Source organism: Bacillus sp. FSL R5-0576, from assembly GCF_038004765.1.
Lineage (GTDB): Bacteria > Bacillota > Bacilli > Bacillales > Bacillaceae > Bacillus > Bacillus subtilis.
In genome coordinates this window covers 954,574-981,075 of record NZ_JBBORU010000001.1, presented here as the reverse complement: position 1 = coordinate 981,075, position 26,502 = coordinate 954,574, and the positions used below count along the sequence as shown (strand labels likewise).

Here is a 26,502-nt window from a genome sequence, read left to right as displayed (position 1 = left end):
TATGAATAAAGTCAGGAAGGGGATTTTATGACAGCCGTTTGCTTAGTAAGACATGGAGAAACCGATTGGAACCTGCAGCAAAAATGCCAAGGAAAAACCGATATTCCGCTAAACGCAACAGGTGAACGCCAAGCAAGAGAAACCGGAGAATATGTAAAGGACTTTTCTTGGGATATTATTGTGACGAGCCCGCTGAAAAGAGCGAAAAGAACCGCGGAAATTATTAATGAATATTTGCATCTTCCGATTGTCGAGATGGATGATTTTAAGGAACGCGATTACGGCGACGCGGAGGGCATGCCGCTGGAGGAACGGACAAAGCGCTATCCGGATAACATCTATCCGAATATGGAAACGTTAGAAGAACTCACTGACAGGCTGATGGGCGGTTTGGCAAAAGTGAACCAGGCGTACCCAAACCAGAAGGTACTGATCGTGGCGCACGGTGCGGCAATTCACGCACTGCTGACGGAAATATCGGGCGGTGACCCGGAGCTTCAAAGCACGCGCCTCGTCAACGCTTGCCTCAGCAACATTGAATTTGCAGAAGAAAAATGGCGGATAAAAGACTATAATATCAACAGCCACTTATCCGGCTTTATCAAATAAGAAAAAGACAGGCGTTTGCCTGTCTTTTCTTTTATTTCTTAGCAGCCGGCATCTCTTTTTGAAGCTCGTCCAAAATGGCATTCGCCCCGTCTACACTGCGGCGCAAAGACCACACCGCACGGTCCACGTGGTATACATGCCCGTTTTTCACTGCCTTCAGTTTTTTCCAAAGGACATTCTTTTCGATCGGGCGTTTACCGTCGGCGTCGAGGTCATCTGTTTTTCCTGTCATCAGGATGATCACATCCGGATCTGTTTTCAGCAGCTGCTCCAGTGTCATTTTCATATTCACAGAGTCGCCGCCATTGCTTGAATCGCTATTGCCTGACGTACTGATTGCATATCGATAGCCGACCTGTGTTAAAAGTCTCGATGTAAAGAAGTTTTCATCCCTGGCCATTATCGTATCATTTGTATTTCCGATCAAAAGCACGGACTGGCTGTTCGCGCTGATTTTCTGCTTTGTCTCGCTAAGCTTTTCTTCATGCGCCGTCAGCTTTTTCTCCATTTCCTTCTCCTTGCCGACTGCTTTTGCAATCGTAAGCGAAGCGTCAATTGTATCCTGATAATCAGCATTTAAATTATTAAGCGCAATCGTCGGCGCTATTTTTTTCAGCTGATCGTACACCTTCTTATGCCGGGTCGTGTCAGCAATAATTAAATCGGGTTTTAATGAAGCAATCTTTTCCATGCTTGGCTGTGAGCGAGTGCCGACAGATGTGTAGCCGTCAATTTTCTTCAGCACATCCTTGTTGATCAGCTGCTTCGCTTTGTTGTCATCGGCAACCCCGACAGGCGTAATGCCGAGATCAAGCAGTGTATCAATAAAACCAAGCTCAAGAACAACAACCCGCTTCGGATGCTCGGGCACATTTGTCTTCCCTAAATCATGTGTTACCGCCACTTTATGTTCTTTACTGTTTTGATTGCCGCTTGAAGACGAGCAAGCAGCCGTTAAGACAGAAAGAAGTAAAACTGTAAGAATAATCAGTGTTTTTTTCATATGTTCCAGTCTCTCCTGTTGGTAGTTTCTATGGTTAAGATGTCCAAGAGTAGTATAACACGGAATGAGAATCATTATCACCAATTATTTTTTAAATGAGAAGAGAAAGTTCCGCTTACATGAAAATCTTGTTTCGCGACACAGCAGTTCAGCAGCTGATCATCCTGTCCACAAAAAAGCTTGCAGAAAAATAACATTCTCTGCAAGCTGATCCTGTTAAAGCTTCACAATCACTCTTCCTTGAATGCGATTTTGCAAAATATCTTTTAACGCACCCGGCGTTTCTTCCAATGATACTTCCCTGTCCACGATGGTCAGCAGCTGATCAGGCTTGAGATCAGAAGACATGCGCTCCCAAACAGCGGCTCTGACGTCCATCGGACAGTATACTGAATCGATTCCGAGCAGGCTTACTCCGCGAAGAATAAAAGGATACACCGTTGCCGGAACTTCTCCTCCGCCGGTTAAGCCGCTCACTGCGACAGATCCGCCGTATTGAATTTTGCTTAAAAGCGAGGCAAGCTGTTTTCCGCCGACTGGATCAACCGCTCCCTGCCATTGCTGCTTGGACAGCGCCTTAAGCGTTCCGTCATAGACATCTTCCCTGCTAATTACTTCGCTTGCACCGAGCTGTTTCAAATAATCAGCCGCCTCCCGGTTTCCGGTGCTTGCCACAACATCATAGCCCCGCTTGTTCAGCATCGATACCGCAATTCCGCCGACTCCGCCGGTTGCTCCTGTAACTAGCACGCTGCCTTTTTCCGGAGACAGACCGTTCTGTTCAAGCCGATGCACTGATAACGCCGCAGTAAATCCCGCCGTTCCGTACACCATCGCTTCTTTTAACGAAAGATTCTGTGGCAAAGGCACCAGCCAGTCACCAGGCACCGAAGCGTATTCACTTAATCCGCCATCACGTGAGACACCGAGCTCATAGCTTGTCGCGATCACCTCATCCCCCTCCGCAAAACGCGGATCATTGGAAGAGACGACCGTACCCGCAGCATCGATGCCTAAAATAAGCGGATACTCTCTGACAATATTGCCTCCTGCTTTTCCGGCCAGACCATCTTTGTAATTGATGCCGGAATAAGCAACTTTAATCAGGACACCATCCTTCGGCAAATCCTCTGTTGATATGGTTTTCACATGGACTGAAACATCATCGGCATTTTTTTCAGCCTGCAATGCTTGAAATAACGTTGACATTCGGCACACTCCTTTTCATTTATATCGTAACCGAAGAACGTTCAAAAAACCAAATCATCAAGCCACAGCTTTCACTTCGCCGGCACATTGAGAGAATAATGGACAAATCCGGTATCCTCTTCATAGCCGTTTTGCTCATACAAGCTTCTTGCCTTCCGGTTGTGGTGCTCAGTCTGAAGCGTTAAACATTTTGCCCCGTTTTCCTCTGCATAATCCTTTGCGGCAGAAAGCAGCCGGCCGCCGGCTCCCTTTGTACGCGCATGAGGAACGACAAATAAGTCATTTAATATGTAGATCCTTTTCATTGACACAGAAGAAAACGTTGGATAGAGCTGGGTAAAGCCTATGAATTCTCCATTTTCTTCTGCTATCAAAATAACAGACTCGTGATTTTTCAAACGAGCTTTCAAAAAAGCCTCCGCCCCTTGCAAATCGGATGCCTGTCTATAAAATTCCCGATATTGGTTAAACAGCGGCGCGAGGGCTGCTGCATCTGATGTCTTTGCTTGGCGAATGTTCATCTCATTTCTTCCTCCCTCTCAATAATTTTTTTATTCTATCCCTTTTCTGTAAAGTTTATTTTTCAGAATACTTTTATCATCATGCTTTGAAAAAATATCACGATAATATCCATTGTTCTCACGGAAGCATATGCAGGTCATTTGAACGAATTTTTTCGACAGGAATTTGCAGGGACTCAGGAGCATTTAACCTAAAAAAGCATGACATTTCAGCATAATGAACATTTACTCATGTCTATTTTCGTTCTTTTCTGTATGAAAATAGTTATTTCGAGTCTCTACGGAAATAGCGAGAGATGATATACCTAAATAGAGATAAAATCATCTCAAAAAAATGGGTCTACTAAAATATTATTCCATCTATTACAATAAATTCACAGAATAGTCTTTTAAGTAAGTCTACTCTGAATTTTTTAAAAGGAGAGGGTAAAGAGTGAGAAGCAAAAAATTGTGGATCAGCTTGTTGTTTGCGTTAACGTTAATCTTTACGATGGCGTTCAGCAACATGTCTGCGCAGGCTGCCGGAAAAAGCAGTACAGAAAAGAAATATATTGTCGGATTTAAGCAGACAATGAGTGCCATGAGTTCCGCCAAGAAAAAGGATGTTATTTCTGAAAAAGGCGGAAAGGTTCAAAAGCAATTTAAGTATGTTAACGCGGCCGCAGCAACATTGGATGAAAAAGCTGTAAAAGAATTGAAAAAAGATCCGAGCGTTGCATATGTGGAAGAAGATCATATTGCACATGAATATGCGCAATCTGTTCCTTATGGCATTTCTCAAATTAAAGCGCCGGCTCTTCACTCTCAAGGCTATACAGGCTCTAACGTAAAAGTAGCTGTTATTGACAGCGGAATTGACTCTTCTCATCCTGACTTAAACGTCAGAGGCGGAGCAAGCTTCGTACCTTCTGAAACAAACCCATACCAGGACGGCAGTTCTCACGGTACGCATGTAGCCGGTACGATTGCCGCTCTTAATAACTCAATCGGTGTTCTGGGCGTAGCGCCAAGCGCATCATTATATGCAGTAAAAGTGCTTGATTCAACAGGAAGCGGCCAATATAGCTGGATTATTAACGGCATTGAGTGGGCCATTTCCAACAATATGGATGTTATCAACATGAGCCTTGGCGGACCTACTGGTTCTACAGCGCTGAAAACAGTCGTTGATAAAGCCGTTTCCAGCGGTATCGTCGTTGCTGCTGCTGCCGGAAACGAAGGTTCGTCCGGAAGCTCAAGCACAGTCGGCTACCCTGCAAAATATCCTTCTACTATTGCGGTAGGTGCGGTAAACAGCAGCAACCAAAGAGCTTCATTCTCAAGCGCAGGTTCCGAGCTTGATGTGATGGCTCCTGGCGTATCCATCCAAAGCACACTTCCTGGAGGCACTTACGGTGCTTACAACGGCACGTCCATGGCGACTCCTCACGTTGCCGGAGCAGCAGCGTTAATTCTTTCTAAGCACCCGACTTGGACAAACGCGCAAGTCCGTGATCGTTTAGAAAGCACTGCAACATATCTTGGAAACTCTTTCTACTATGGAAAAGGGTTAATCAACGTACAAGCAGCTGCACAATAATAGTAAAAAGAAGCAGGTTCCTCCATACCTGCTTCTTTTTATTTGTCAGCATCCTGATGTTCCGGCGCATTCTCTTCTTTTTCCGCATGTTGAATCCGTTCCATGATCGACGGATGGCTGCCTCTGAAAATCTTCACAAGCACCGGAGGATCAACCTGGCTCAGCCCCGTCACGGCCAAATCCTGAAACGTTTTAACAGCGGCTTCTCTGTTCTCTGTCAACTCGATCCCATACTGGTCAGCCTTATTCTCCTGATAACGCGAGACAGCATTAGAAAAAGGCGTCACCGCAAAGCTCAAAACAGAAAACAAAAGCAATAACAGCGGAAGTGCCGCAAGATCATGCCGCCCTTCTAAATGAAACATGCTGCGGGTTAGGCGAACCGTCCGCTTGTAAAGCTTATCAATGACATAAAATCCGGCGAGCGACACGAGCAAATAGCCAGCCAGACCGATGTAAACGTGCTTCATGACATAATGGCCCATTTCGTGGCCCATAATAAACAGAATTTCTGAATCGTCAAGTTTGTTCAGCGTCGTATCCCACAATACAATCCGTTTGTTGGCCCCGATTCCTGTAACATAGGCATTCAGCGCATTTGTTTTTTCTGACATGTTCACTTCATATACATGGTCAGCCGGAATATTGGCTTCATCTGCCAGCTCTAAAATTTTGCTTTCAAGCTCTTTGTTTTTCAGCGGATAAAAATCATTGTATAAAGGATCGATAATGACCGGCTGAATAAAAAACAGAAACAGCGAAAACGGCACTGTTAACAGCCAGGCGTATAACCACCATTTTTTTTCATGCCTTTTGATCAGCCAATAAAATACGAGAACGCAAAGCGTAAAGATTGGAAAGCTGATCCAAAAGCTGATAACCTGATCCTTAGCCCAGCTGGCCGTAGTCTGTGTGGAAATGTTATAGTCAAGCGATACTTGATAGCCTATCCAATCTAAAGGCAGCGTCACCAATGTTGTAATCAGCGAAAGCACAAACACAAAACCAACGGTCTGCAAAAAGCGAAAAGGCACGGCCGCTTCCATCCATTTCTTGATTTTCTTTGAAACACCGCTGACCAGCAGAACAAAAAACAGAAACCAATCAAGTGGTACCCCGATAAAAAATAAAAAATTCTTGACATTCGAATACTGCTCGGCCACTGCCAACTCAGACGGCTTCATGAAAGAAGCCGGATCAGCCTGCGTCCCTTTCACGGCTTCCGGTATTGCAGAATCACCCGACAGGAAAAAATACCAATAAAAAAACAGCCCGTACAGCACGTAAGCAAGTCCTGCTGCCGCAATCCACTTGCGCATAACGCCTCACTCCTCACATCAACCCGTTACTTCTATTGTAATCATAAATTCAAATTCTTAGAACCAAGCTGTGTTCCGCACTTTTCCATCCTTTTAAGCATGGAAAACCCGATCGCTGGGAAAACTAACAATGTTTGGAGTGATGCAAATGAAAAAAATAGTGGCAGCCATCGTGGTAATCGGTCTTGTGTTTATAGCATTTTTTTATCTTTACAGCCGATCAGGCGATGTGTATCAATCGGTAGACGCGGATTTGATCACACTGTCTTCAAGCGGCCAGGAAGATATCGAGATTGAAAAAAGACAGCACGTCAAAGATATGCTGGATATTATGAATCAGGGAAAACAGGTGAAGACAGAAAAAACATCAGCCCCTGATTACGAAGGGACAATCAAGTTTCATAAAGACCGGTATGACTCATTCAGACTATGGATTGACGGCAGCCAGCAAGCCGTTTTTTCGAAGGATGGCACATACTACAAATTGAGCAAAAATGATACAAAGGCGCTGCTAAATATTATTAAAAAAGAAGCAAAGGATTGAAAATGAAAAAGCGAAGCTAACCGCTTCGCTTTTTCGTTTTATTGGGGCAAAATATCTCTCAGTGCCCGTCTGAGCATTTTCCCCGTCGCATTTTTCGGAATATCGTCAAGAAACGTAATGGCGGCAGGCCGCTTGTATTTTGCCAGATGCTTTTCGCAGTGCTGCATGATGTCCTCCTCTGTTACCCCAGAGCGTTTCGGCACTACATATCCCTTTACCGCTTCCCCGCTTTGGGGGTCCGGCACGCCGATGACAACCGCCTCCTTGACGTCCGGATGGCTGTACAGCACCTCCTCCACCTCCCGCGGATACACATTGTATCCTCCTACAATGATCATGTCTTTTTTCCGGTCAACAATGTAAAAATAGCCGTCCTCATCCCGTCTTGCCAAGTCCCCCGTATAAAGCCACCCGTCTTTTAATGCATGCTCTGTTTCCATCGGCATTTTATAATAGCCCTTCATCACATTGGGGCCTTTCACGATCAATTCGCCGACCTGGTGAGCGGGCAGCTCGCGTCCGAGTGGATCTACGACCTTGTTTTCGACATGTAAGATACTTGTCCCGATGGAGCCCGGCTTTCTGCCCCTGTCAAACGGGTTAAAGCACGTGACGGGTGATGCTTCCGAGAGCCCGTAGCCTTCCAAAATGGTAACACCGAATTTTTCTTCAAACGCCGTCAGCAACGCGACTGGCATGGACGCGCCTCCCGAAATGCACAGCCGGATCGAAGAAAAATCATCTTTCTTTCCGTTTTCATGCTGAAACAAGTAGTTATACATTGTAGGCACACCGGCAAAAATGGTCGCCTGCTGCTGCTTAACAAGCTTAAAAACAGATGCCGGACTGAATTGAGGCTCAATCAATACAGTTGCGCCGCTCATCAGCGGTGCATTCATACAGACGGTTAAACAAAACACGTGAAACATGGGAAGAGCGCAGACCACATTGTCCCTCTCATCCATTCCCAAATAGCCTGCGACATCGTTGGCATTGCTGTACAAATTCTGATGTGTCAGCATCGCGCCTTTCGGTTTTCCAGTCGTTCCTGACGTATATAAAATAACCGCGGTATCATCAGGTACAGGTTCTTGGTTTTGTTTAGCGGCAGATGTCGGCCGCAATATTTTTGCAAACGTTGTCATTTTCATCCTGACCTCTGGGTCCGCAGCTTCCGGCTCGGCCTCCCCCGTCTGGCATAAAATGACGAGCTCAACCTTTGGCAGCGATTCATGCATGCTCTCATAAAGCGGCAAAAGCTGGCTAACGCCCACGATTGCCTTTACATCGCCATTTGTCAGCATATAACCAATTTCTGTCGGCGTGTACAACGGATTGATGGGAACAACTACGATCCCAGCTTTTAAAGCGCCAAAAAACGCGATGATAAAATCAGGCGAATTGCCAAGCAGCAAAGCTAAATGGTCCCCTTTCTCCATACCGGCTTCCTGAAGGCCGTCCGCAAATCGCTGAATATATTCATTCAGCTCTTGATACGTCATCATGTGATCTTTAAACCTGCATGCGATGCTGTCGGGCTTCTCAGATGCTGTTTCTTCCAATTTTGAAACAAGATTCATTCTCCCACCCCTTAAAGTGAATGAATAGTCATTCATTATTGAAGCCAAGCTTTCTCCTCCATTATAGAGAAACAGAAAAAAACACTCAAGAGCAAAAAGCCCTGAGTGTCAGTACTGTCATAGTTTCTTCAATGCTTCGGCAATCGGCGTATCTCCTTCTGTCAGATCAAAGGCCCGATTTTCCGTATTCTTCTCATCTAAAGAGGCAATGACCGCTTTTGCCACGTCATCACGGGAAATAAATCCCCGCTCCAGATCCTTCGCTGCTGAAACAGTTCCCGTTCCAGGCTCATTGCGAAGGCCTCCCGGACGGATAATCGTATAGGTTAAACCGCTCGCTTCCAGAATTTTATCAGCATAATGCTTGGCCACATAATAAGGCTTGAGTGCCTCATTCCAATTTTCACGGTGATGGGCTTGCAGGGCGCTGACCATAATAAACCGTTTGATTCCGGCAATGTCCGCAGCTTCAATGGCTTTTGCCGCTCCATCAAGATCCACCAGCAGCGTTTTATCATAGCCTGTGCTGCCGCCGGAACCGGCTGTGAAAATGATCGCGTCACAGCCTTTTGCCGCAGCGGCGATTTCTTCCGGGCTGCCCTCCAGATTCGCAAGCACAGCTTCTGCACCGGCAGCTTCAAGAGACGCTTTCTGTTCTTCTTTTCTGACCATCGCTCTGATGGAATGATCAGGATTATCTTGGAATAAAGAGACAAGTCTTTGCCCGATTTGTCCGTTCGCTCCGATTAAAAACACTTTCATGTGAATCCCTCCTGCCTCCATTATTTCAAAAACACAACCGCTCTTTCAAACGATGTGTTTTGCCTTAATAAATCAGATCAAGGAAATCCTCTTTCGTAATGTTCCCAAAGTAATGCTTGAGATTCACACCTTCGAGCACATCAGCGATGACGCTGCGTTCGTATTGTTTTCCGACCAGCAGGTTTTCAATTTCAGATACATCACCGACACCGAAGAAATCTCCGAAGATTTTGCAGTCCTCGATTTTGCCTTTCTTGACCTCTAGGCGCAAATCGATCGATCCAACCGGATAACGTTTCGAATGATTAAGGTTAAATTTCGGCGAGCGGCCGTAGTTCCAATCCCAATTCTGATAGCGCTCTTTCGAAATTTGATGAATGGTCTCCCAATCTTTTTCCGTCAGCTTATACTCCGGCACGTTTCCAATGTCGTTTGTGTTAAAAATATGGCGAAGCAAATGGCTGCGGAATTCTTCGGTGGTCATTTTATCATCGAGAAACTCACTGATGTTTGCTACTCGGCTTCTGATCGATTTGATGCCTTTTGATTCAATTTTATCCTTTTTCACCTTTAATGCTGATACAACATGATCAATGGCTGAATCAAACATGAGGGTGCCGTGGCTGAAAATACGGCCTTTCGTTGCAAACTGAGCGTTTCCGGATATTTTCCGGCCATCCACTACAATGTCGTTCCGGCCGCTTAATTCGGCTTCAACTCCAAGCTGATGTAACGCCTGAATCACCGGCTCAGTGAATTTTTTAAAGTTATGAAAGCTGTCCCCGTCATCCTTGGTAATAAAGCTGAAGTTCAAGTTCCCCAGATCATGGTACACAGCGCCCCCGCCTGATAAACGGCGGACGACGATAATCCCGTTTTCCTCAACATATTTTGTATTGATTTCTTCTATTGTATTTTGGTTTTTCCCAATGATAATAGACGGTTGATTCACATAAAAGAGCAAATATTGCTGTTCAGGGTCTAAATGCTTGACACAGTACTCCTCGATAGCAAGATTGATCCGCGGATCATTGATATTTTGATTGTCTATAAATAACATGGTGCTCCTCCTTTATCCTTCCCACACAAAACCTGATTTCGCAATATTCACTTCACCGTTAAAAACGGTTTTCGCTTCTTTGCGAAGATTGTCATGCACGCCAAAATGCGGCAAATGTGTCAGCAGCAGTTCTCCCGCTCCCGCTTCTTTTGCAATGCGCCCGGCTTCCAGGCTGTTCATATGGCCTGCACTTGTTCCGTCTTGATCGGCATAAAAATTGCATTCCGAGATCAATAAATCAGCATCTTTCGAAAACGGTATAAATGAATCCTGATAGCTGGAATCAGCAGTATAAACGACAGTGTGGCTGCCGTCAGTAATCCGCATGGCATAGCACGTCACCGGATGAATCGTTTTTAAAAAGGTGATCGTAAACGGACCGGCAGTCAGCGGCTGATCCGGCTGATAGGCGATCCCTTTTGTATGTGTTTTATATGTAAGCTTTTGAAACTGTTCTATATCAGCATCATGTCCGTAAATCGGAAGCGTATGCTCTCCTTTGCCGAGAAACGAACCGACTTGCTTGGCAAATTGCAGCGGCCCGATATCAGCGATATGGTCATGGTGATAATGAGACAGAACGACCGCATCCAGCTTTTCCGCCGGCACATATCCGAACAGCTTAGACAAAACGGCACTGCCGCAATCAACAAGCAGAGAGTAATCACCTGACTGAAACAAATAGCCTGACGTCGCTTCATTTGCGGCCGGAAAACCGCCATAGCATCCGATAACTGTAACTTTCATAATGTCCTCCTATCTTTTCAAAAAAATTGATCCTCCTTCAATATACCCATTTTTCTTGAAAAAAGCATGTTTTAAACATTGTATCAAAACAGTTATTGATTTTTGCAATCTGTTATATTACAATGAAATCACTACAAAGGGGAAAGAGGGATTGGTTATGCTGGGGAAAATCACAGAATTTTTTAGAAACCTGCCTTCGAAAAAGTGTGCGGAATGCGGAAAAAAGATAGAAGAGCAGCATGAGTGCTATGGTAATATCTGCAATGACTGTATAAAAGTAAACGATTTGTAATGAGCGAAAATCCCGCGCCTTACGCGTGGGATTTTCTTATTTTTTCACATATCTCTTAATTTTGAAATAATAGTCAGGTTAGGTCAAAGCTCACCTGTTTTTAGATAATTCTGGTGATTATCATAATGTCATTGAATATTCTTTATTTTCGAAATATAATTTACTATAGACGAATTGATTTCTTATCTATTATAATTTGATCTAATAGTGAGATTAAATATATGTCTATTCATGATATATGTTGATACTTTGTTTTTTGGGAGGTAATCTATGAAAAGAATTAAGTTTGGATTAGCCACACAAATATTCGTTGGACTTATTCTAGGTGTCATTGTTGGCGTCATTTGGTATGGCAACCCAGCATTGCCTACTTACCTGCAGCCAATCGGGGATCTCTTTTTACGCTTAATCAAAATGATAGTGATTCCTATTGTTGTCTCCAGCTTAATCATCGGTGTAGCCGGTGCAGGAAATGGAAAGCAAGTCGGTAAATTAGGCTTCAGAACGATTCTGTACTTCGAGATCATCACGACTTTTGCCATTATTCTCGGACTAGCCCTTGCAAACATCTTCCATCCGGGTACAGGAGTTAATATACACGAAGCTCAAAAATCGGACATCAGTCAATATGTTGAAACTGAAAAAGAACAAAGTAATAAATCAGTGGCGGAAACGTTCCTCCATATTGTGCCGACAAACTTCTTCCAGTCATTGGTCGAAGGGGATCTTCTAGCCATCATCTGCTTTACAGTACTATTTGCATTGGGTATTTCCGCGATCGGTGAAAGAGGCAAGCCTGTATTAGCCTTTTTTGAAGGTGTATCCCATGCCATGTTCCACGTTGTAAACCTTGTGATGAAAGTGGCGCCATTCGGCGTTTTCGCTCTTATCGGAGTGACTGTGTCTAAATTCGGACTCGGTTCTCTTATCTCTCTCGGAAAGCTCGTCGGATTGGTTTATGTCGCGCTTGCTTTCTTCTTAATTGTTATTTTCGGGATTGTCGCAAAAATTGCCGGCATCAGCATCTTCAAGTTCCTTGCTTACATGAAGGACGAAATCTTACTGGCGTTCAGTACGTCCAGCTCTGAAACGGTTCTTCCGCGCATCATGGAAAAAATGGAGAAAATCGGATGTCCAAAAGGCATTGTTTCATTTGTCATTCCGATCGGTTACACGTTTAACTTAGACGGTTCCGTTCTCTATCAATCTATTGCCGCACTCTTTTTAGCACAGGTATATGGCATTGATTTGACGATTTGGCACCAAATTACGCTTGTGCTCGTCTTAATGGTGACATCCAAAGGGATGGCTGCCGTGCCTGGTACTTCTTTTGTTGTCTTGCTTGCAACGCTTGGCACCATCGGCGTTCCGGCTGAAGGACTTGCCTTTATTGCCGGCGTAGACCGCATCATGGATATGGCACGTACAGTTGTCAACCTGACTGGTAACGCGCTTGCTGCCGTTGTGATGTCTAAATGGGAAGGCATGTTTAATCCTGCGAAAGCAGAAACTGTTATGTCCCAATCGAAAACAGAACAAAACGCAACCATTTCTGGTTAATGAAAAGCCTGCGGGGTTCTTGCCCCGCAGGCTTTTTTTAATCTTTAACAAGCACAAACAGCTCTGTAATCAAAACAGTATCCTCATTCAGCTCCAGTTCACCGCTTTGGATCAGTTCCGCCCATGCCATCCGATGATCCTCTTGAAACTCCTCAATTCGGTCTCCATTGCCCTCTCCTTTGACTAACCTCATATCAGGCGCACCAAAGGTGGTTTCAAAGACATCTGTTACTTTTATATTGCATCTTGGATTGTCATGTTTATCATAAACGGTAACAAGCTGACCCGCTGTTTGATAAACGTCCCTCAATTCATCTTTTGAATACAATGATTTCGGCGCGCACGTGGCGGTTTTTTCTCCGGCAAGGATCTGCTGAATCAGCTGTTCTCCCAACCCGTCATCACCTTCCCAGCCGAATGTGCTTTTCAGCTTATAAATCTTCATTGGTCCTCCCCCTTATACCATTGGTGACTGTACATAGTAATACAGAAGCTTAGCGGTATGGCGAAGAGATGATTTATGGGTGCGTTCAAATGCATGGGAAGCGTCAATTCCCGGCCCTATGAGGCCATGCACAATATCATGCCCGGATTTGATCGCTGCTGACGCATCAGACCCGTAGTACGGATATATATCAAGCTTATAGTCGATATGATGCTTCTCGGCTAATTGAACTAAATGCTTTCTGAGCTGATAATGATACGGCCCGCTCGCATCCTTCACACAGATTGATACTGAATATTCATCAGTCGCCTGCCCGTCACCGATAGCCCCCATATCAACCGCCAAATATTCAACTGTTTCAGGAGGAATATTCGAATTCCCGCCGTAACCGATTTCTTCATTATTGGAAATAAGAAAATGGGTTGTATACGGCAGCTCAATGTCTTCTGTTTGAATTTCATGAATTAAGCGGAGCAATAAGGCGACGCTTGCTTTGTCATCCAAATGGCGCGATTTAATAAATCCGCTTGATGTGATCTCGACACGGGGATCAAACGACACAAAATCTCCGACACCAATGCCCAGCTCCTCCGTATCTTTCCGGCAGTGAACTGGTTCATCTAGGCGGATCTCCATATTCTCTTGATTCCGCTCAGCCTTTCCCGCGTCTTTGTATACGTGCACAGACGTTTGATGCATTAAAATGGTGCCTGTGTACGTTTTTCCCGAGGCGGTTTCAATTTGGCAATACTCCCCCTCAATCGAGTTGTAGCGGAACCCGCCGATTAAGTCGATTTTCAGCCGGCCGTCCGCTTTAATCTCCTTCACCATAGCGCCGAGGGTGTCAACGTGCGCTGTCAGCATGCGATGCCGGGATGTGTCGCGTCCTGGAAGCGTTGCAATTAAGCCGCCCTTGTGGTTCCGAACCGTTTCTACCTTCCATTCTTTTAAAAGGCTTTCAATATAATTGATCACCTCATATGTATTTCCTGTCGGGCTTGGGATCGATACAAGTTCTTTAATGAGCTCCATCGTTTTACGTACGGACGTCATAGGGCATTCCTCCTTTTATTTTCTACTTAAAATATACTCTTTTCCCGAGGGACCCGTCCAATCTTTTCCTATCAATCTCTCATATGCTGTAGAGAGCATGGGAAGAGGAGGGATTTCTATGTGCTGTCGTCATTCACATGAACAGAAATGTCGTTGTCACGATTGGTTCGATGATTTTTGGTTCTTTGACGAGTGGTTCGATAAAGATTTCCACGACCATTGCAAGAAAAAGAAAGAATGCCATGACCCTTGCGAGAAGAAGAAAAAGAAACACCATTGTTTCTCTTGTAAAAAACACAGACATTCTTGCTGTCATTGCTAAAGACTGAATCAGAAATATTCTGATAACCCATGCTTAATGAATATTTCCATTCACATTTTTCCAAGCGGGCATTGCTGCTGCTTGGACCTTTTATTGAAACACCCTTTTTGCTTTTACAATCCAATAAACTGATAAAGCCGCTATAAGAGCAACAATGATTTCAACAGCAGCAGCATGCTCTATGATTCCTCTTTGATATAAAACCGCCGGTACATTAAACAGTGCATGTAAAAGAATAGAATACAACAAAAACAGCGGCCGGCGGTTTTTAACCGCGTACAAAACAAGCAGAGACAGACCAATTTGGACGGCAATGGCACTGATTCTTTCTATTCCGCCCAGCATCCATTCATACGAAGGAGTATGCAGCAGCTGCTCTTGTATCGGCAAAAGCGCCTGTTTGATGTCGCCATTGACCAAAAGCTGTTCAAACGTCCCGCTATTGATAGCAAATGCATATACAATAAGTGAGATAGAGGACAAGCCTGTAATCAGGATGGCTTCAAGCCCGCCATGGCCTGCCCCGAAAGCCAGACCATCTGCCCAAGTATGATGGCGCTTCATAAAAAATCGCATCATCATATACCTTCCGCACTCCTCAAAAATTCCCGCCATCAAGCAGCCGTAAATGCCATACCATAATGGATGTTGCATCGCTTCTTTCGTCATTTCATTCACTTGCAGTACATAAACATGAACGCCGCCTTCCAGCAGCTGTGCGAAGACAAAAAACGTGAGAGCGCCAATAAAAAACACTTTAAGCGAGGCGCCATACTTTCGCTTAAACCATACAATCAGCCCGATTGGCAACAGAAACGCAATAGCCCCGGATAATGCCAAAAAGACTACTGCTTCTTGACTGACCATTTTTCAGCCTCCTTTTTCTTTTTCATAGATTCCCTATTCTACACTTCTCTTTTTTTGTAAAAAAACCTTCTTTTTAGTACCAGATACTAATATCTAGTGTTATAATCTGACCATAAGGAGTGATTCATATGTCAAAAGCAAAAATTACAGCTATCGGCACCTATGCGCCGAGCAGACGCTTAACCAATGCAGATTTAGAAAAGATCGTTGATACCTCTGATGAATGGATCGTTCAGCGCACAGGAATGAGAGAACGCCGGATTGCGGATGAACATCAATTTACCTCTGATTTATGCATCGAAGCGGTGAAGAATCTCAAGAGCCGTTATAAAGGAACACTTGATGATGTCGATATGATCCTCGTTGCCACAACCACATCCGATTACGCCTTTCCGAGTACGGCATGCCGCGTACAGGAATATTTCGGCTGGGAAAGCACCGGCGCGCTGGATATTAATGCGACATGCGCCGGGCTGACATACGGCCTCCATTTGGCAAATGGATTGATCACATCTGGCCTTCATCAAAAAATTCTCGTCATCGCCGGAGAGACGTTATCAAAGGTAACCGATTATACCGATCGAACGACATGCGTACTGTTCGGCGATGCCGCGGGTGCGCTGTTAGTAGAACGAGATGAAGAAACGCCGGGATTTCTTGCGTCTGTACAAGGAACAAGCGGGAACGGCGGCGATATTTTGTATCGTGCCGGACTGCGAAATGAAATAAACGGTGTGCAGCTTGTCGGTTCTGGAAAAATGGTGCAAAATGGACGCGAGGTATATAAATGGGCCGCAAGAACTGTCCCTGGCGAATTTGAACGGCTTTTACATAAAGTAGGACTCAGCTCTGATGATCTCGATTGGTTTGTTCCTCACAGCGCGAACTTGCGCATGATCGAGTCAATTTGTGAAAAAACACCGTTCCCGATTGAAAAAACGCTCACTAGTGTTGAGCACTACGGAAACACATCTTCGGTTTCAATTGTTTTGGCGCTTGATCTCGCAGTGAAAGCCGGGAAGCTGAAAAAAGATCAAATCGTTTTGCTTTTCGGGTTTGGCGGCGGATTAACCTATACAGGATTGCTTATTAAATGGGGAATGTAACAAAAAAAGAACTTGTTTCCAAGGAAACAAGTTCTTTTTCTTTATGAAGCCGGCTGTTCTTCTGATGTTTCTTCCTTCCGGCTTAACATTGTAAAGTAAGTAATGCTTAGTGCAATCATGACGAGGGCGATGCCGATTAAGACGCCGGCCATCTGCCACATGTAGCCAAAGTCACCGTTTGAAATGACTGCTCTGAATCCGTTAATGCTGTAGGTCATCGGCAATGCGCCATGGATGACCTGATAGAAATGCGGAAGCAATTCAAGCGGGAAGGTTCCTCCGCTCGCTCCCAGCTGCAGCACTAAAATAATGACTGCGATAAATCGTCCCGGGTTGCCCATCGTTGTAGCCAAAAATTGAATTATCGCTAGAAAAGCTAGACTCGTAATGATCGTAAACACGTAAAATCTCCACGTGCTCTCTACCTCGAGACCAATTCCCAATAGAAGAACCGTCGCCACAATCAATGATTGAATGATTCCTACAAGCATCATGACATTGAATTTGCTGAAGAACCACTCAAAACCGTTTCTCGGACGTCCCGACGCTTCCTTCAGCGGGAAGACAACCGTCAGCATGATGCCGCCGACATATAAGCCCATTGACAGGATATAAGGTGTCAGCCCTGTACCGTAGTTAGGAACGGAATGAATGGCATCATCTTTGGTTTTAACTGGATCCGCAAACATGCCATATGTTTGATCATCAGCATCGATATCTCCTGTTTGGTCAGCCGCATCCTTCAGCTTACTAGACAGCTCTCCTGTGCCGTCCAATAGCTTGCCTAAACCTGTATCAAGTGATGCAGATCCGTCTGCCAGTTTTGATGATCCGCTTTGGACCTGTTTAGACCCGTCTAACAGCTTAAACAATCCGCCGGATACTTGGCTGCTTCCTGTCACCAATTGCTCTGAGCCCGCTTTTGCTTTTGCGAACTGCTTATTATATTCACCGATACCCGCTGTCAGTTTATTTTGGTTTTCTGTCAGCTGCTGTGAACCATTGTATATCTTCTCAGATCCAGCAGTTAATTTGTCAATCGCGTCTTGAGTGGCTTTTGCACCGTTATAAAGCTTAGAGGTAGCTTCCGGCAATGCCTTCACCTGGGCAACCTGCGCTTTCACGTCTTCCAATGAGCTTTTTATCGTTGCGATGTCAGGCAGCTGATCAGCTGCAGGAAGCCCACTTAAAATTTCATCAAAATCAGGCGCATCAACTTTCGGAAGCTGCTTTTCAACAGAGCTGATCAGCTGGCTCTTTTGCTCCGCTGTTAAGAAATCACTGGAGTTGATGATATTTTTAAATGCCTGATCACGGTTTTTTAAGCTGTTTTCAAAGTCAGACAGCTGTTTTTTAAATTCATTCATCGCTGTTTCTGACTTTTCGAGGTTATTCACAGCTGTTTCAAGCTTCGTTAAATCGAGCGCATTTATAAGTTTTTCCGCTTTTGCTGCTTTCTCAGAACCTTCTTGCGCTTTACTGTTGAGCTGATCCAGCCCGTTTGTCAGATTAGGCAAGCCCTGCTGCACCTTTTGAAGGCCGGCATTCAGTTCATTCAGCTTGCCCGTTATCTTGCCTGATCCTGCTGCAAGCTGGCCAGATTTATCATAAATCTGGTTGCTGCTGTCCTGGAATTTACCGAGCGAGCTGTCAAGCGATTGGATGCCGCTCGTCACCTGAGCCGCTCCATCTGCAAGCTGCGCTGTTTTGTCACTGATGGTAGCGGTGCTTTCCTTCAGCTTCGCCAGATTTTCTTTCAGCTGGGCGCTTCCGTTTTTCGCATCCTTTGTGCCGTCATCAATTTTTTTCGCGCCGCTGCTCGCGTCGCTCAAACCTTTTGCGATATCTTTAAAGTTATCAAAAATAACTTTCGTATATTGCTCGGTCACTTCTTTTGAAACAGAGGCTTTCAGTTTATCAATCGCTTTTTCGCCGATCGTTGCCCCTACATAGTTAGAACCTGCATTTGTGTGGTATTTCAGATCCAATTTTTTCGGATTTTTGTCTAATACAGTGCTGGCATTCTTAGAAAAATCCTCAGGAATCTCGACAACTAAATAATATTTTTGATTCAATAAGTCCTTTAACGATTGGTCGAGATCATTGGAAAAATGCCAATCAAAGTTGTTATTATCCTTTAATTCTTTGACCAGATCATCACCGATTTGAAGTTTTTCTCCTTCATACGTTGCTCCCTTGTCTTGGTTGACGACAACGACAGGCAGCTGGTCAACTGTGCCGTACGGGTCCCAATAAGCCTTTAAGAATACGCCGCTGTAAATAAGCGGGACAAACAAAATGGCGATGATGGGAATCAATAATTTTTTACTTGTTACGATGTCTTTCCACTGACTTCGTATTGTGTTCATCCTGATGCCTCCATTCTAAAACTGACTCATCATGAAAAATGGTCATTTTCTTGCAAAGAGAAAGGATTATCTAGTTCGCTGACAATCCTTTGACAACATACAATTCAAGCAGTCCCGCAATTGTCTCTTTATCAAGCGGGGGGTGTTGTTTTTCCCAGTCAAAAATGAGCGCGATATAAAGCTTCAGCATCACAAAGGCTGTCAGTTCAGGGTCGCACGGCTTGATTGCGCCGCTTTTGATCCCGTCTTCAATCTTGCTTTTGATATAAGACAGTATGGCTCGCTCCATTTTCTGGATCACTTCCTGAACTGCCATTGTACCAATCTCGGCATTCTCTTGGAAAATTTTAATCGTCAGCTGATGTGTTTTCCTGAACTCCAGAATGGCAAACAGCGCTCTGTGCACATTTTCATGGAACGGAAGGTTCGGCTCCATCGCTTCATCCGCTTTTTGCTTCATTTCCTTTAATAAAGTAGTGAAAATCTCGTCAAACAGCTCTTCTTTGTTTTTGAAAAAAGTATAAATGGTTCCCTTCCCCACGTTCGCAAGTTTTGCGACAAGATCCATTGTCGTCGCTTTATACCCGAACTGCGTGAAAGACTTTGTAGCCGCCTCCAAAATGAGCTTTTTTCGATCTATTGACATTGTATTCACCTCGAAACTGACCGTTTGAACATTTTAGTCATTAAGTACATATGCAAATGTATCATAACCTGCTGTTCAATTCAATCATTTTTTTACACAATATTGCCATTGCACATCAAAAAAACCTCCGCGATAAAGCGGAGGTTTTAGCTGAATAAATAGGTAAGCGCGTCAGACACGGCAGCTTTTCCTTGATCAATGCAGTCGGGAATGCCGACACCTTCGAAAGAAGCGCCTGTCATATAAACACCTGGATATGCAGATGCAAGTGCTTCACGCAGCTCCTTGATACGCTGCTTATGGCCGACATGGTACTGCGGCATGCTTTCATGCCATCGGGTGACACATGTCATTTCCGGCACGCCGTTTATGTTCATGACTTTCTTTAAGTCTTCTAACACAATGTTGATAATGTCATTATCTGATAGATCGACAATGGATTCGTCTCCGGCTTTTCCAACATATGCCCGAAGCAGCGTTTTGCCTTCCGGCGCTGCGTGCGGCCATTTTTTATTCGTCCACGTACAGGCTGTGATCGCAAAGTCACTGTTTCTTGAAATGACAAAACCCGTGCCCTCATGCTCCATTTGGACGGAGCCTTCAGGGAAACCTAAAGCGACGTTTGCCACGGATGTGGAGTGCATATTTTTCAAATGAGAAATGGCAGGAAGCTCAGAAAGCATTCCCGCAGCCGCTTTATGCGGAGCAGTCACAATTACTGAATCAGCATCAAGTGTGACGCCGTTATCCAGTTCGAGCGAATAGCCAGAGCCGCCACGGCTGAGTTTGGTCACTTTTGTGCCTTTATACACCTTCGTCAGCTTTAACTGCTTTTCGATCTCTTCTACAAGGGTCTGCAAACCGGTTGACAGAGTCTGGAACTGCCCTTGTTTTTTTGCCGTCAGCTGCTGGCCTGAGCCTTGAGGCCTTGTTTTTTTCATGCCGAGAATCAGGCTTCTATGCTTTTGTTCCGTCTGGTAAAATTGCGGGAATGTCGACATCAGGCTGAGCTTGTCAATGTCGCCTGCGTAGATCCCTGATAGAAGCGGCTCGATTAAGTTCTCGACCACTTCATCTCCGACACGTCTGCGGAAGAATTCTCCCAATGACTGATCATCCTTTGTTTTGCTTGCAGGCAGGATGAAATCCATAGCAGCTCTCGCCTTCCCAGACAAAGAAAACAGACCCGTAGAAACAAACGGCGCAATTTTTGTCGGTATCCCCATTACAGCGCCCTTCGGCATTGGATGCAGGGTGCGGTTTACAAGCACATAGGATTGTCCGGTCGCATTGTTGACAAGCAAATGCTCAAGACCTAAGTCTTTAACAAGCTGCGGGGCGCTTTTCTTTCGTTCCAGAAATGAGTCTGGCCCTCTTTCGATGATATAGCCGTCTTTCTTGACAGTCTGGATTTTCCCGCCGACTCTCGGACTTGCCTCAACAAGTGTCAGCTCAAGCGGCAGATTCTTTTCTTTGATTTCTTTTTCCATATAGAAGGCGGCGGCTAAACCGGTAATGCCGCCGCCGATGATGACTACATGTTTTTTGCCGTCACTCATGTTCATCGCCTTCTTTAACGTCCTAATTTTTTTAATACGACTGTTGCCAAAGCATCAATAAATTCAGGCTTGGCATTTGGCATTTCCGGCCGGTAATAGCTTGCGCCGATATCGGCAGTAACCACTTTGCATTCATAATCATTATCATAAAGCACTTCTAAGTGATCCGCGACAAATCCAACAGGAACATATACAAATGCTTGATAGCCTTTTTGTTCGAATAAATCACGTGTTAAATCCTGAACATCGGGTCCGAGCCAAGGATCAGGCGTGTTCCCTTCACTTTGCCAGCCGACAGCATATTCGGAAACGCCTGCGCCTTCAGCAATCAATTTCGCCGATTCATGCAGCTGGTCCGGGTACGGGTCTCCAAATTCTTTGATTTTTTCCGGCAGGCTGTGTGCGGATACGATGAGCATCGCGTTTTCTCTTTCATCCTCAGGCATTGACGCATATGTTTCCTTCACTCGGTCAACCCAATATGTCACGAACTTCGGTTCATCGTACCAGCTTTCAACTGACGTAATCGTTAAGCCGCCAAGTTTTTCAGCCTCTTCTTTGGCACGTTTGTTGTAGGACTGAACGCTGAACGTGGAGAAATGCGGCGCCAGCACGATGCTGACTGCTTCTGTAATGCCATCCTTATGCATCTCTGCTACGGCGTCTTCAATAAACGGCTCGATATGCTTCAGTCCGATATACGCTTTAAACGTAATCTCATCCTGAATTTCATTCAAGTGCTGTTCCAGATTATGCGCCTGCTCTTCTGTGATTTTGGCAAGCGGTGAAATGCCGCCAATCGCTTCGTATCTGTCTTTCAAATCTTGAAGCATTTCAGGTTCAGGCTTTCTGCCTCTTCTGATATGTGTATAATAACGTTCAATATCTTCTTCCTTATAAGGCGTGCCGTACGCCATAACGAGAAGCCCCATTTTCTTTCTACTCACTGTTTACACCCTCTTTAATGATCTGATACAAACATTTTGACAGGATATCATTAAGATACCAAAAGATATGCTTAGGAATATTGACCCATTTTTTTGTTTTGTGAATATTCATGGACAAACGCTGTCAGTTTTTTCAAAACCTCGGGACTGACATCAGGAAATACCCCATGGCCAAGATTGAAAATGAAGCCGTCTGATTTCATACCCTGATCAAGTATTTCCTTCGTTTTCTTCTCAATGACTTCCCATGGCGCAAGCAAAATGGACGGGTCCAGGTTGCCCTGCACTGTTTTAGTGATTCCTTTTGATCTGGCTTCATCAATGCCGAGTCTCCAGTCAAGCCCGACAACATCGAGAGGAAGGTCATGCCAATCATTTGCGAGATGACTCGCGCCGACGCCAAACATGATCAGCGGCACATTCTCCTTTGCGAGCTCTGAAAAAATCCGGTTCATTACGGGTTTAATGTATGTTCTGTAATCTGCCTGATTCAATGCGCCGACCCACGAATCAAAGATTTGAATCGCTTTTGCGCCTGCCTTAATCTGCGCTTTCACGTACACGATGATCATGTCGGCAAGCTTGGACATCAGCAGATTCCATGCATCCGGCATGCTGTACATGAAGGCTTTTGTTTTATTGTAGTTTTTCGACGGGCCGCCTTCGATCATATAGCTTGCAAGCGTAAAAGGAGCACCTGAGAAACCGATGAGCGGGACGTTCAGCTGCTCATTGACAAGCAGTTTAATTGTCTCAAGCACGTACGGCACGTCCTGTTCCGGATCAATTTGGCCGAGTTTTTCAATGTCCGCCAGAGACCGGATTGGCTGATCAATCACAGGACCGATCCCGTTTTTGATTTCAACATCCACACCGATTGACGGCAGCGGCGTCATGATATCTTTATAAAGGATTGCAGCATCGACTCCGTATTGCTCAACCGGCAGTCTTGTGACATACGCACAAAGTTCGGGCTGATGTGTGATCTCAAACAATCCGTACTTTTCCTTCAGCTTGCGGTATTCCGGCTGTGAGCGCCCTGCTTGCCTCATATACCACACAGGCGTGTGATCCGCTTTTTCTCCCCGCGCAGCTTTTAAAAACGTCTCGTTAAACGTTTCTCGTTTACTCATCTGATTTCCACCTTTCATACGGCAACCATACGTTCGTATTTCTTGACTTATTACACTATACCTTGTTTTAGGCAAATGGTATAGAAATGTAGCTCAAAGTTCAAAAAATCGCCGAATTCCATTAAGAGGAAAACAATTTTGGCTGAACGTAATCGGTTCCTTCCCCTTCTCTTTTTGTCTGTGTATTATAAGGCACAATTTTATAAGACGCGCCCGAAAATAAGTTGGCATAAGGAATTTCATAGCTTCCCTTCCCTTCAACCGAATCAAGAAGCGTCTCCTTGCCGTCCTTGTTTACATAAATTCTGTATACGGCCCGATCATCCTCTTGAGCGTCCCACTTTAATTCAATAGTAAAGAGCCCCGCTGCTTTAAATGTGTAATCGGCTGTGAGTGTTTTGACCGGCTTCAGCTCAATCGGGCTTTCCAGTTCTTTAACGTTTTTAGGCTTTGTGAACACATGACCGGTTTCTCCTGCCTGTGTCAAAATATCCTTAAACAGCCGCGTCGGGTATGAGCTCCCGGCTTTCAAATAATGGCTTTGATCCGTTTTGTCATAGCCCATCCAGACTGCCCCGGTTATTTTCGGCGTATAGCCTGCAAACCAGGCGTCCTTTGTCGCGCCGGAGACGCCTGTATAAGATGTAGAACCTGTTTTTCCCGCCAGGTCGCCGTGATAGGTGCCGGACGTAGCCGTTCCCTTTTTGACTACCTGCTGCAGCATTCTCGTCATATACCAAGACGTCTGCTTGCTGAATACCCGCTTTCCTTCTTCTTTATGATCGGCTATTGTTTCTCCGTCTTCATCTATTATGCTTGAGATAAAGAAGGGTTCAGTATACGTTCCGTTCGCGGCAAATGTATGAAATGCTCCCGCAAGCTGGAGCGGTGAAACGCCTTTTTCCAAGCCGCCTAGAGCAAGAGCAAGGCCTTCATCAGGGATATCAATGCCGTTTGCTTTCAAATAAGATTTTCCTGTTTCAACGCCGATCTCATTCAGCGTCCAGACAGCCGGCGCGTTTTTGCTGTACGTAATGGCGTCAGACATAGTGACTTCGCCCTCATACCGGCTGTCGTAGTTTTTCGGCGTATAATCTCCGTAGGACTGCAACTCATCCTTCAATAGAGAATACGGCTTAAATTTCTTTTCCTGCATCGCCGGTCCGTATACGGCAAGCGGCTTAAATGTGGAACCCGGCTGGCGGACAGCTGTGACACGGTTATATCCTTTGGATGTGTAATCCCTTCCGCCGATGGCCGCTTCTACACCGCCTGTCTTGTTATTAATAAAGACCGCGCTTCCCTCGGCATTCTGATCTGTTCCGGGATAATAGCTTCCCTCTTTCATCACCTGGTAAGCCGTCTTCTGCAGCTTCGAATCGAGCGGCACCTTGATCGTATATCCTCCTTGAAGAAGCTGCTCTCCGGAAATGGAATACTTGTCTTCCGCCTCTTTGATCACAAGGTCAATGTAGCTGTCAAACCAAGGTGTTTCCGACTGTTTCTTCACGTGCAATCCAAGCGTCCGGCCCTGCGCGGTGACAGCCTCTTTCGCACTAATATAGCCTTGGTCATTCATCATACCTAGAATTGTATCACGCCGCTCCTTATTTTTATCAGGATGCAAAATCGGAGAGTACGTAGAAGGCGCCTTCGGAATAGCGGCCAAAACAGCGCCTTCAGATACAGTCAAATCTTTTACTTCTTTATTAAAATAATAGTGGGACGCCGCTTGTATGCCGTAAACCCCATGTCCGAAGTAAAGCTGGTTTAAATACATTTCAAGCAGCTTGTCCTTGCTGTAATCCCGTTCAAGATTAATCGCAATGATCACTTCTTTTGTTTTTCTTAGAAACGTTTTGTCATGTGTCAGAAAAATATTTTTGGCAAGCTGCTGGGTGATTGTGCTTCCGCCTTCCACCTTTCCGCCTGCTAATATATCGCGATACACTGCCCTTCCGACAGATTTTGCATCAATGCCGTGATGCTCATAGAATCTTTTATCCTCAACAGCGATAAACGCTTCTCTGACCTGCTTTGGAATCTCATTGATCGAGACCGGCTCGCGATTTTCTGTATACAGGCTTGCAACCTCATCTCCGTTTTGATCAACAATTTTTGAAGAAGCATGAAGAATAAGCTTTTTTTCATCTATGACATAATGGCCGAGAAAAATAATTGAAATATATCCTATTAAAGCGAGAAAAGCAGTTAACACTAAAATAATGATAGGTATAAAAAGTTTCTTTTTCTTTATCTTAAACATGAACTCACCTCGCCTTTCTAAAGGTAGTATGGGAAAAATTGTTTGGAATTATGTTCGAAGCACTCGCCAATAGAAACTTATACCATTGTTTTGATATACTAGCAAGCAGGAGGTGGCTGATATGAAGGTTTATATTACATATGGGACAGCCGATTTTTTAAAAACAATCGTAGAAAAGTATCCCTCAGAAAATATCCTTTTGATGCAGGGGCAGGAAAACGCCATTTTGATTCATGAAACAAACGGAGAAACCGTTTTCCAGGCACCACACGCTTATGAAGTCATTGACCAAGTCGGAGAGATCAAGCATCCCGGTTTTGCAGTATTGAACAATATTGCCGTCACTCAGGAAGGGCGTCCGCTGTTTGAAAACAGATTTAAAAACAGAGCGGGAAAAGTCGAAAATGAGCCTGGCTTTGAAGCAATTCGAGTGCTCCGTCCGCTTGACAGTGACACCTATGTCATTCTGACCTTGTGGGAAACGGAAAGCGCCTTTCAAGACTGGCAGCAGTCCGGTTCTTACAAAGAAGCCCACAAAAAACGCGATACATCTGCCGGAATTGACACAACGTCGATCTTCTCCCGGCCTTCCTATGTCACCACATATTTCGCTGTCGAATAGCTGCCGGCATGTCCGGCAGCTTATTTTATTGGGAGGAAAGCAAAATGAAGCATACTTGCCCAGTCTGCGGGTTTAAGGGATTGGCTGAACCGCCATATGATCATGAAGGCAATCATTCTCATGAAATCTGCCCGTGCTGCGGTTTTCAGTTCGAATTTGCTGATTACGAGATGCAGCACGAGGATGGTTCATATTTAGAACCATCGGAAAGCATCATCGCCTATAGAAAAAACTGGTTTGCTGAATTGTGCATCATTTTTTCTCCTGAATGCTTCCCAAAACATCTGCAAAAAGCGAATAGAGTATTAAGGCATCATCTGATTGAGCAGCTGAAACAGATCAATGTTCATCTTCCATCATAACCCTCCCCTCTGTCCCGGCA

General features: G+C 44.9%; 25 protein-coding genes and 1 pseudogene. 8 read left to right on the top strand and 18 right to left on the bottom strand.

What is annotated here, in order from left to right; translation table 11 throughout:
• Nucleotides 1-27: 27 nt before the first annotated feature.
• Complete coding sequence (gene phoE / locus NX903_RS05030) at nucleotides 28-609, top strand: phosphatase PhoE (protein ID WP_014476350.1); 582 nt, start codon at nucleotides 28-30, stop codon at nucleotides 607-609.
• A gap of 31 nt (nucleotides 610-640) precedes the next feature.
• On the opposite strand, the gene NX903_RS05025 is transcribed toward phoE, so the two are convergent.
• The 3 genes from NX903_RS05025 to NX903_RS05015 form a co-directional block, all read right to left on the bottom strand.
• A complete protein-coding gene (locus NX903_RS05025) occupies nucleotides 641-1,612 on the bottom strand; it encodes an ABC transporter substrate-binding protein (protein ID WP_003233159.1) in 972 nt (323 codons plus the stop codon).
• 216 nt (nucleotides 1,613-1,828) lie between these two features.
• The gene (locus tag NX903_RS05020) at nucleotides 1,829-2,821 is read right to left on the bottom strand and encodes an NADPH:quinone oxidoreductase family protein (RefSeq protein WP_003233163.1); all 993 of its coding nucleotides are present in this window, start codon (nucleotides 2,819-2,821) and stop codon (nucleotides 1,829-1,831) included.
• A gap of 71 nt (nucleotides 2,822-2,892) precedes the next feature.
• Nucleotides 2,893-3,342, bottom strand: coding sequence for a GNAT family N-acetyltransferase (locus NX903_RS05015; protein WP_024573577.1), 450 nt, complete (start codon nucleotides 3,340-3,342; stop codon nucleotides 2,893-2,895).
• A gap of 433 nt (nucleotides 3,343-3,775) precedes the next feature.
• Here NX903_RS05015 and aprE point away from each other — a divergent pair, with 433 nt between their 5' ends.
• Complete coding sequence (aprE, locus tag NX903_RS05010; protein ID WP_029726299.1) at nucleotides 3,776-4,921, top strand: subtilisin AprE; 1,146 nt, start codon at nucleotides 3,776-3,778, stop codon at nucleotides 4,919-4,921.
• A 38-nt stretch (nucleotides 4,922-4,959) separates the two neighbouring features.
• Here the strand turns inward: aprE and NX903_RS05005 are convergent, their stop codons facing one another.
• On the bottom strand, nucleotides 4,960-6,240 hold the full coding sequence (locus tag NX903_RS05005) for a M48 family metallopeptidase (RefSeq protein ID WP_086343660.1): 1,281 nt from the start codon (nucleotides 6,238-6,240) through the stop codon (nucleotides 4,960-4,962).
• A 148-nt stretch (nucleotides 6,241-6,388) separates the two neighbouring features.
• Between NX903_RS05005 and NX903_RS05000 the strand changes: the two genes are divergently transcribed.
• On the top strand, nucleotides 6,389-6,784 hold the full coding sequence (locus NX903_RS05000) for a hypothetical protein (protein ID WP_014479359.1): 396 nt from the start codon (nucleotides 6,389-6,391) through the stop codon (nucleotides 6,782-6,784).
• Nucleotides 6,785-6,822: 38 nt separating this feature from the next.
• On the opposite strand, the gene lcfB is transcribed toward NX903_RS05000, so the two are convergent.
• From lcfB to NX903_RS04980, 4 genes are all read right to left on the bottom strand, one after another.
• Nucleotides 6,823-8,364: a long-chain-fatty-acid--CoA ligase LcfB gene (lcfB, locus tag NX903_RS04995; RefSeq protein ID WP_003244686.1), complete on the bottom strand. Its 1,542-nt coding sequence runs from the start codon at nucleotides 8,362-8,364 to the stop codon at nucleotides 6,823-6,825.
• 117 nt (nucleotides 8,365-8,481) lie between these two features.
• Complete coding sequence (locus tag NX903_RS04990; RefSeq protein WP_038829134.1) at nucleotides 8,482-9,126, bottom strand: SDR family oxidoreductase; 645 nt, start codon at nucleotides 9,124-9,126, stop codon at nucleotides 8,482-8,484.
• Between the two features lie 64 nt (nucleotides 9,127-9,190).
• Nucleotides 9,191-10,186 carry a lipoate--protein ligase LplJ gene (gene lplJ, locus NX903_RS04985; protein ID WP_014479356.1) on the bottom strand — a complete coding sequence of 332 codons (996 nt, stop codon included), beginning with the start codon at nucleotides 10,184-10,186 and terminating at the stop codon, nucleotides 9,191-9,193.
• A 12-nt stretch (nucleotides 10,187-10,198) separates the two neighbouring features.
• Nucleotides 10,199-10,933, bottom strand: a complete 735-nt coding sequence (locus NX903_RS04980; protein WP_003233185.1) for an MBL fold metallo-hydrolase — start codon at nucleotides 10,931-10,933, stop codon at nucleotides 10,199-10,201.
• A gap of 157 nt (nucleotides 10,934-11,090) precedes the next feature.
• Between NX903_RS04980 and yhfH the strand changes: the two genes are divergently transcribed.
• Nucleotides 11,091-11,225: a protein YhfH gene (gene yhfH, locus NX903_RS04975; RefSeq protein WP_003244802.1), complete on the top strand. Its 135-nt coding sequence runs from the start codon at nucleotides 11,091-11,093 to the stop codon at nucleotides 11,223-11,225.
• Between the two features lie 270 nt (nucleotides 11,226-11,495).
• Nucleotides 11,496-12,785 carry a glutamate/proton symporter GltT gene (gltT, locus tag NX903_RS04970; RefSeq protein WP_003245579.1) on the top strand — a complete coding sequence of 430 codons (1,290 nt, stop codon included), beginning with the start codon at nucleotides 11,496-11,498 and terminating at the stop codon, nucleotides 12,783-12,785.
• Nucleotides 12,786-12,822: 37 nt separating this feature from the next.
• On the opposite strand, the gene NX903_RS04965 is transcribed toward gltT, so the two are convergent.
• The 4 genes from NX903_RS04965 to NX903_RS04950 all read right to left on the bottom strand — a co-directional run bounded on the left by NX903_RS04965 (nucleotide 12,823) and on the right by NX903_RS04950 (nucleotide 15,472).
• Nucleotides 12,823-13,230: an ASCH domain-containing protein gene (locus NX903_RS04965; protein ID WP_086343659.1), complete on the bottom strand. Its 408-nt coding sequence runs from the start codon at nucleotides 13,228-13,230 to the stop codon at nucleotides 12,823-12,825.
• A gap of 12 nt (nucleotides 13,231-13,242) precedes the next feature.
• Nucleotides 13,243-14,283 carry a M42 family metallopeptidase gene (locus NX903_RS04960; protein ID WP_014479351.1) on the bottom strand — a complete coding sequence of 347 codons (1,041 nt, stop codon included), beginning with the start codon at nucleotides 14,281-14,283 and terminating at the stop codon, nucleotides 13,243-13,245.
• Between the two features lie 133 nt (nucleotides 14,284-14,416).
• On the bottom strand, nucleotides 14,417-14,581 hold the full coding sequence (locus NX903_RS04955; protein WP_170295641.1) for a hypothetical protein: 165 nt from the start codon (nucleotides 14,579-14,581) through the stop codon (nucleotides 14,417-14,419).
• 114 nt (nucleotides 14,582-14,695) lie between these two features.
• Nucleotides 14,696-15,472, bottom strand: a complete 777-nt coding sequence (locus NX903_RS04950) for a YhfC family intramembrane metalloprotease (RefSeq protein WP_086343658.1) — start codon at nucleotides 15,470-15,472, stop codon at nucleotides 14,696-14,698.
• A gap of 128 nt (nucleotides 15,473-15,600) precedes the next feature.
• Between NX903_RS04950 and fabHB the strand changes: the two genes are divergently transcribed.
• Entirely contained in the window at nucleotides 15,601-16,578 is a 978-nt protein-coding gene (gene fabHB / locus NX903_RS04945; protein ID WP_086343657.1) for a beta-ketoacyl-ACP synthase III FabHB, read from the top strand.
• Between the two features lie 41 nt (nucleotides 16,579-16,619).
• Here fabHB and NX903_RS04940 read toward each other — a convergent pair whose 3' ends face one another.
• The 6 genes from NX903_RS04940 to NX903_RS04915 all read right to left on the bottom strand — a co-directional run bounded on the left by NX903_RS04940 (nucleotide 16,620) and on the right by NX903_RS04915 (nucleotide 25,498).
• Nucleotides 16,620-18,947, bottom strand: a complete 2,328-nt coding sequence (locus NX903_RS04940) for a YhgE/Pip domain-containing protein (protein ID WP_144486589.1) — start codon at nucleotides 18,945-18,947, stop codon at nucleotides 16,620-16,622.
• A 70-nt stretch (nucleotides 18,948-19,017) separates the two neighbouring features.
• Nucleotides 19,018-19,593 carry a TetR/AcrR family transcriptional regulator gene (locus tag NX903_RS04935; RefSeq protein WP_014479348.1) on the bottom strand — a complete coding sequence of 192 codons (576 nt, stop codon included), beginning with the start codon at nucleotides 19,591-19,593 and terminating at the stop codon, nucleotides 19,018-19,020.
• A 146-nt stretch (nucleotides 19,594-19,739) separates the two neighbouring features.
• The gene (hemY, locus tag NX903_RS04930; protein WP_086343655.1) at nucleotides 19,740-21,152 is read right to left on the bottom strand and encodes a protoporphyrinogen oxidase; all 1,413 of its coding nucleotides are present in this window, start codon (nucleotides 21,150-21,152) and stop codon (nucleotides 19,740-19,742) included.
• A gap of 14 nt (nucleotides 21,153-21,166) precedes the next feature.
• Complete coding sequence (gene hemH / locus NX903_RS04925; RefSeq protein WP_086343654.1) at nucleotides 21,167-22,099, bottom strand: ferrochelatase; 933 nt, start codon at nucleotides 22,097-22,099, stop codon at nucleotides 21,167-21,169.
• A gap of 71 nt (nucleotides 22,100-22,170) precedes the next feature.
• Nucleotides 22,171-23,232 (bottom strand): uroporphyrinogen decarboxylase, encoded by a 1,062-nt coding sequence (gene hemE, locus NX903_RS04920; protein WP_086343653.1) that lies wholly within the window; start codon nucleotides 23,230-23,232, stop codon nucleotides 22,171-22,173.
• Between the two features lie 121 nt (nucleotides 23,233-23,353).
• Nucleotides 23,354-25,498: a transglycosylase domain-containing protein gene (locus NX903_RS04915; protein ID WP_086343652.1), complete on the bottom strand. Its 2,145-nt coding sequence runs from the start codon at nucleotides 25,496-25,498 to the stop codon at nucleotides 23,354-23,356.
• A 121-nt stretch (nucleotides 25,499-25,619) separates the two neighbouring features.
• On the opposite strand from NX903_RS04915, the gene hmoB reads away from it, so the two are divergent.
• Both hmoB and NX903_RS04905 read left to right on the top strand, forming a co-directional pair.
• Nucleotides 25,620-26,120: a heme-degrading oxygenase HmoB gene (gene hmoB / locus NX903_RS04910; RefSeq protein WP_086343651.1), complete on the top strand. Its 501-nt coding sequence runs from the start codon at nucleotides 25,620-25,622 to the stop codon at nucleotides 26,118-26,120.
• 44 nt (nucleotides 26,121-26,164) lie between these two features.
• Nucleotides 26,165-26,482, top strand: a pseudogene (locus NX903_RS04905) (hypothetical protein).
• Nucleotides 26,483-26,502: the final 20 nt, after the last annotated feature.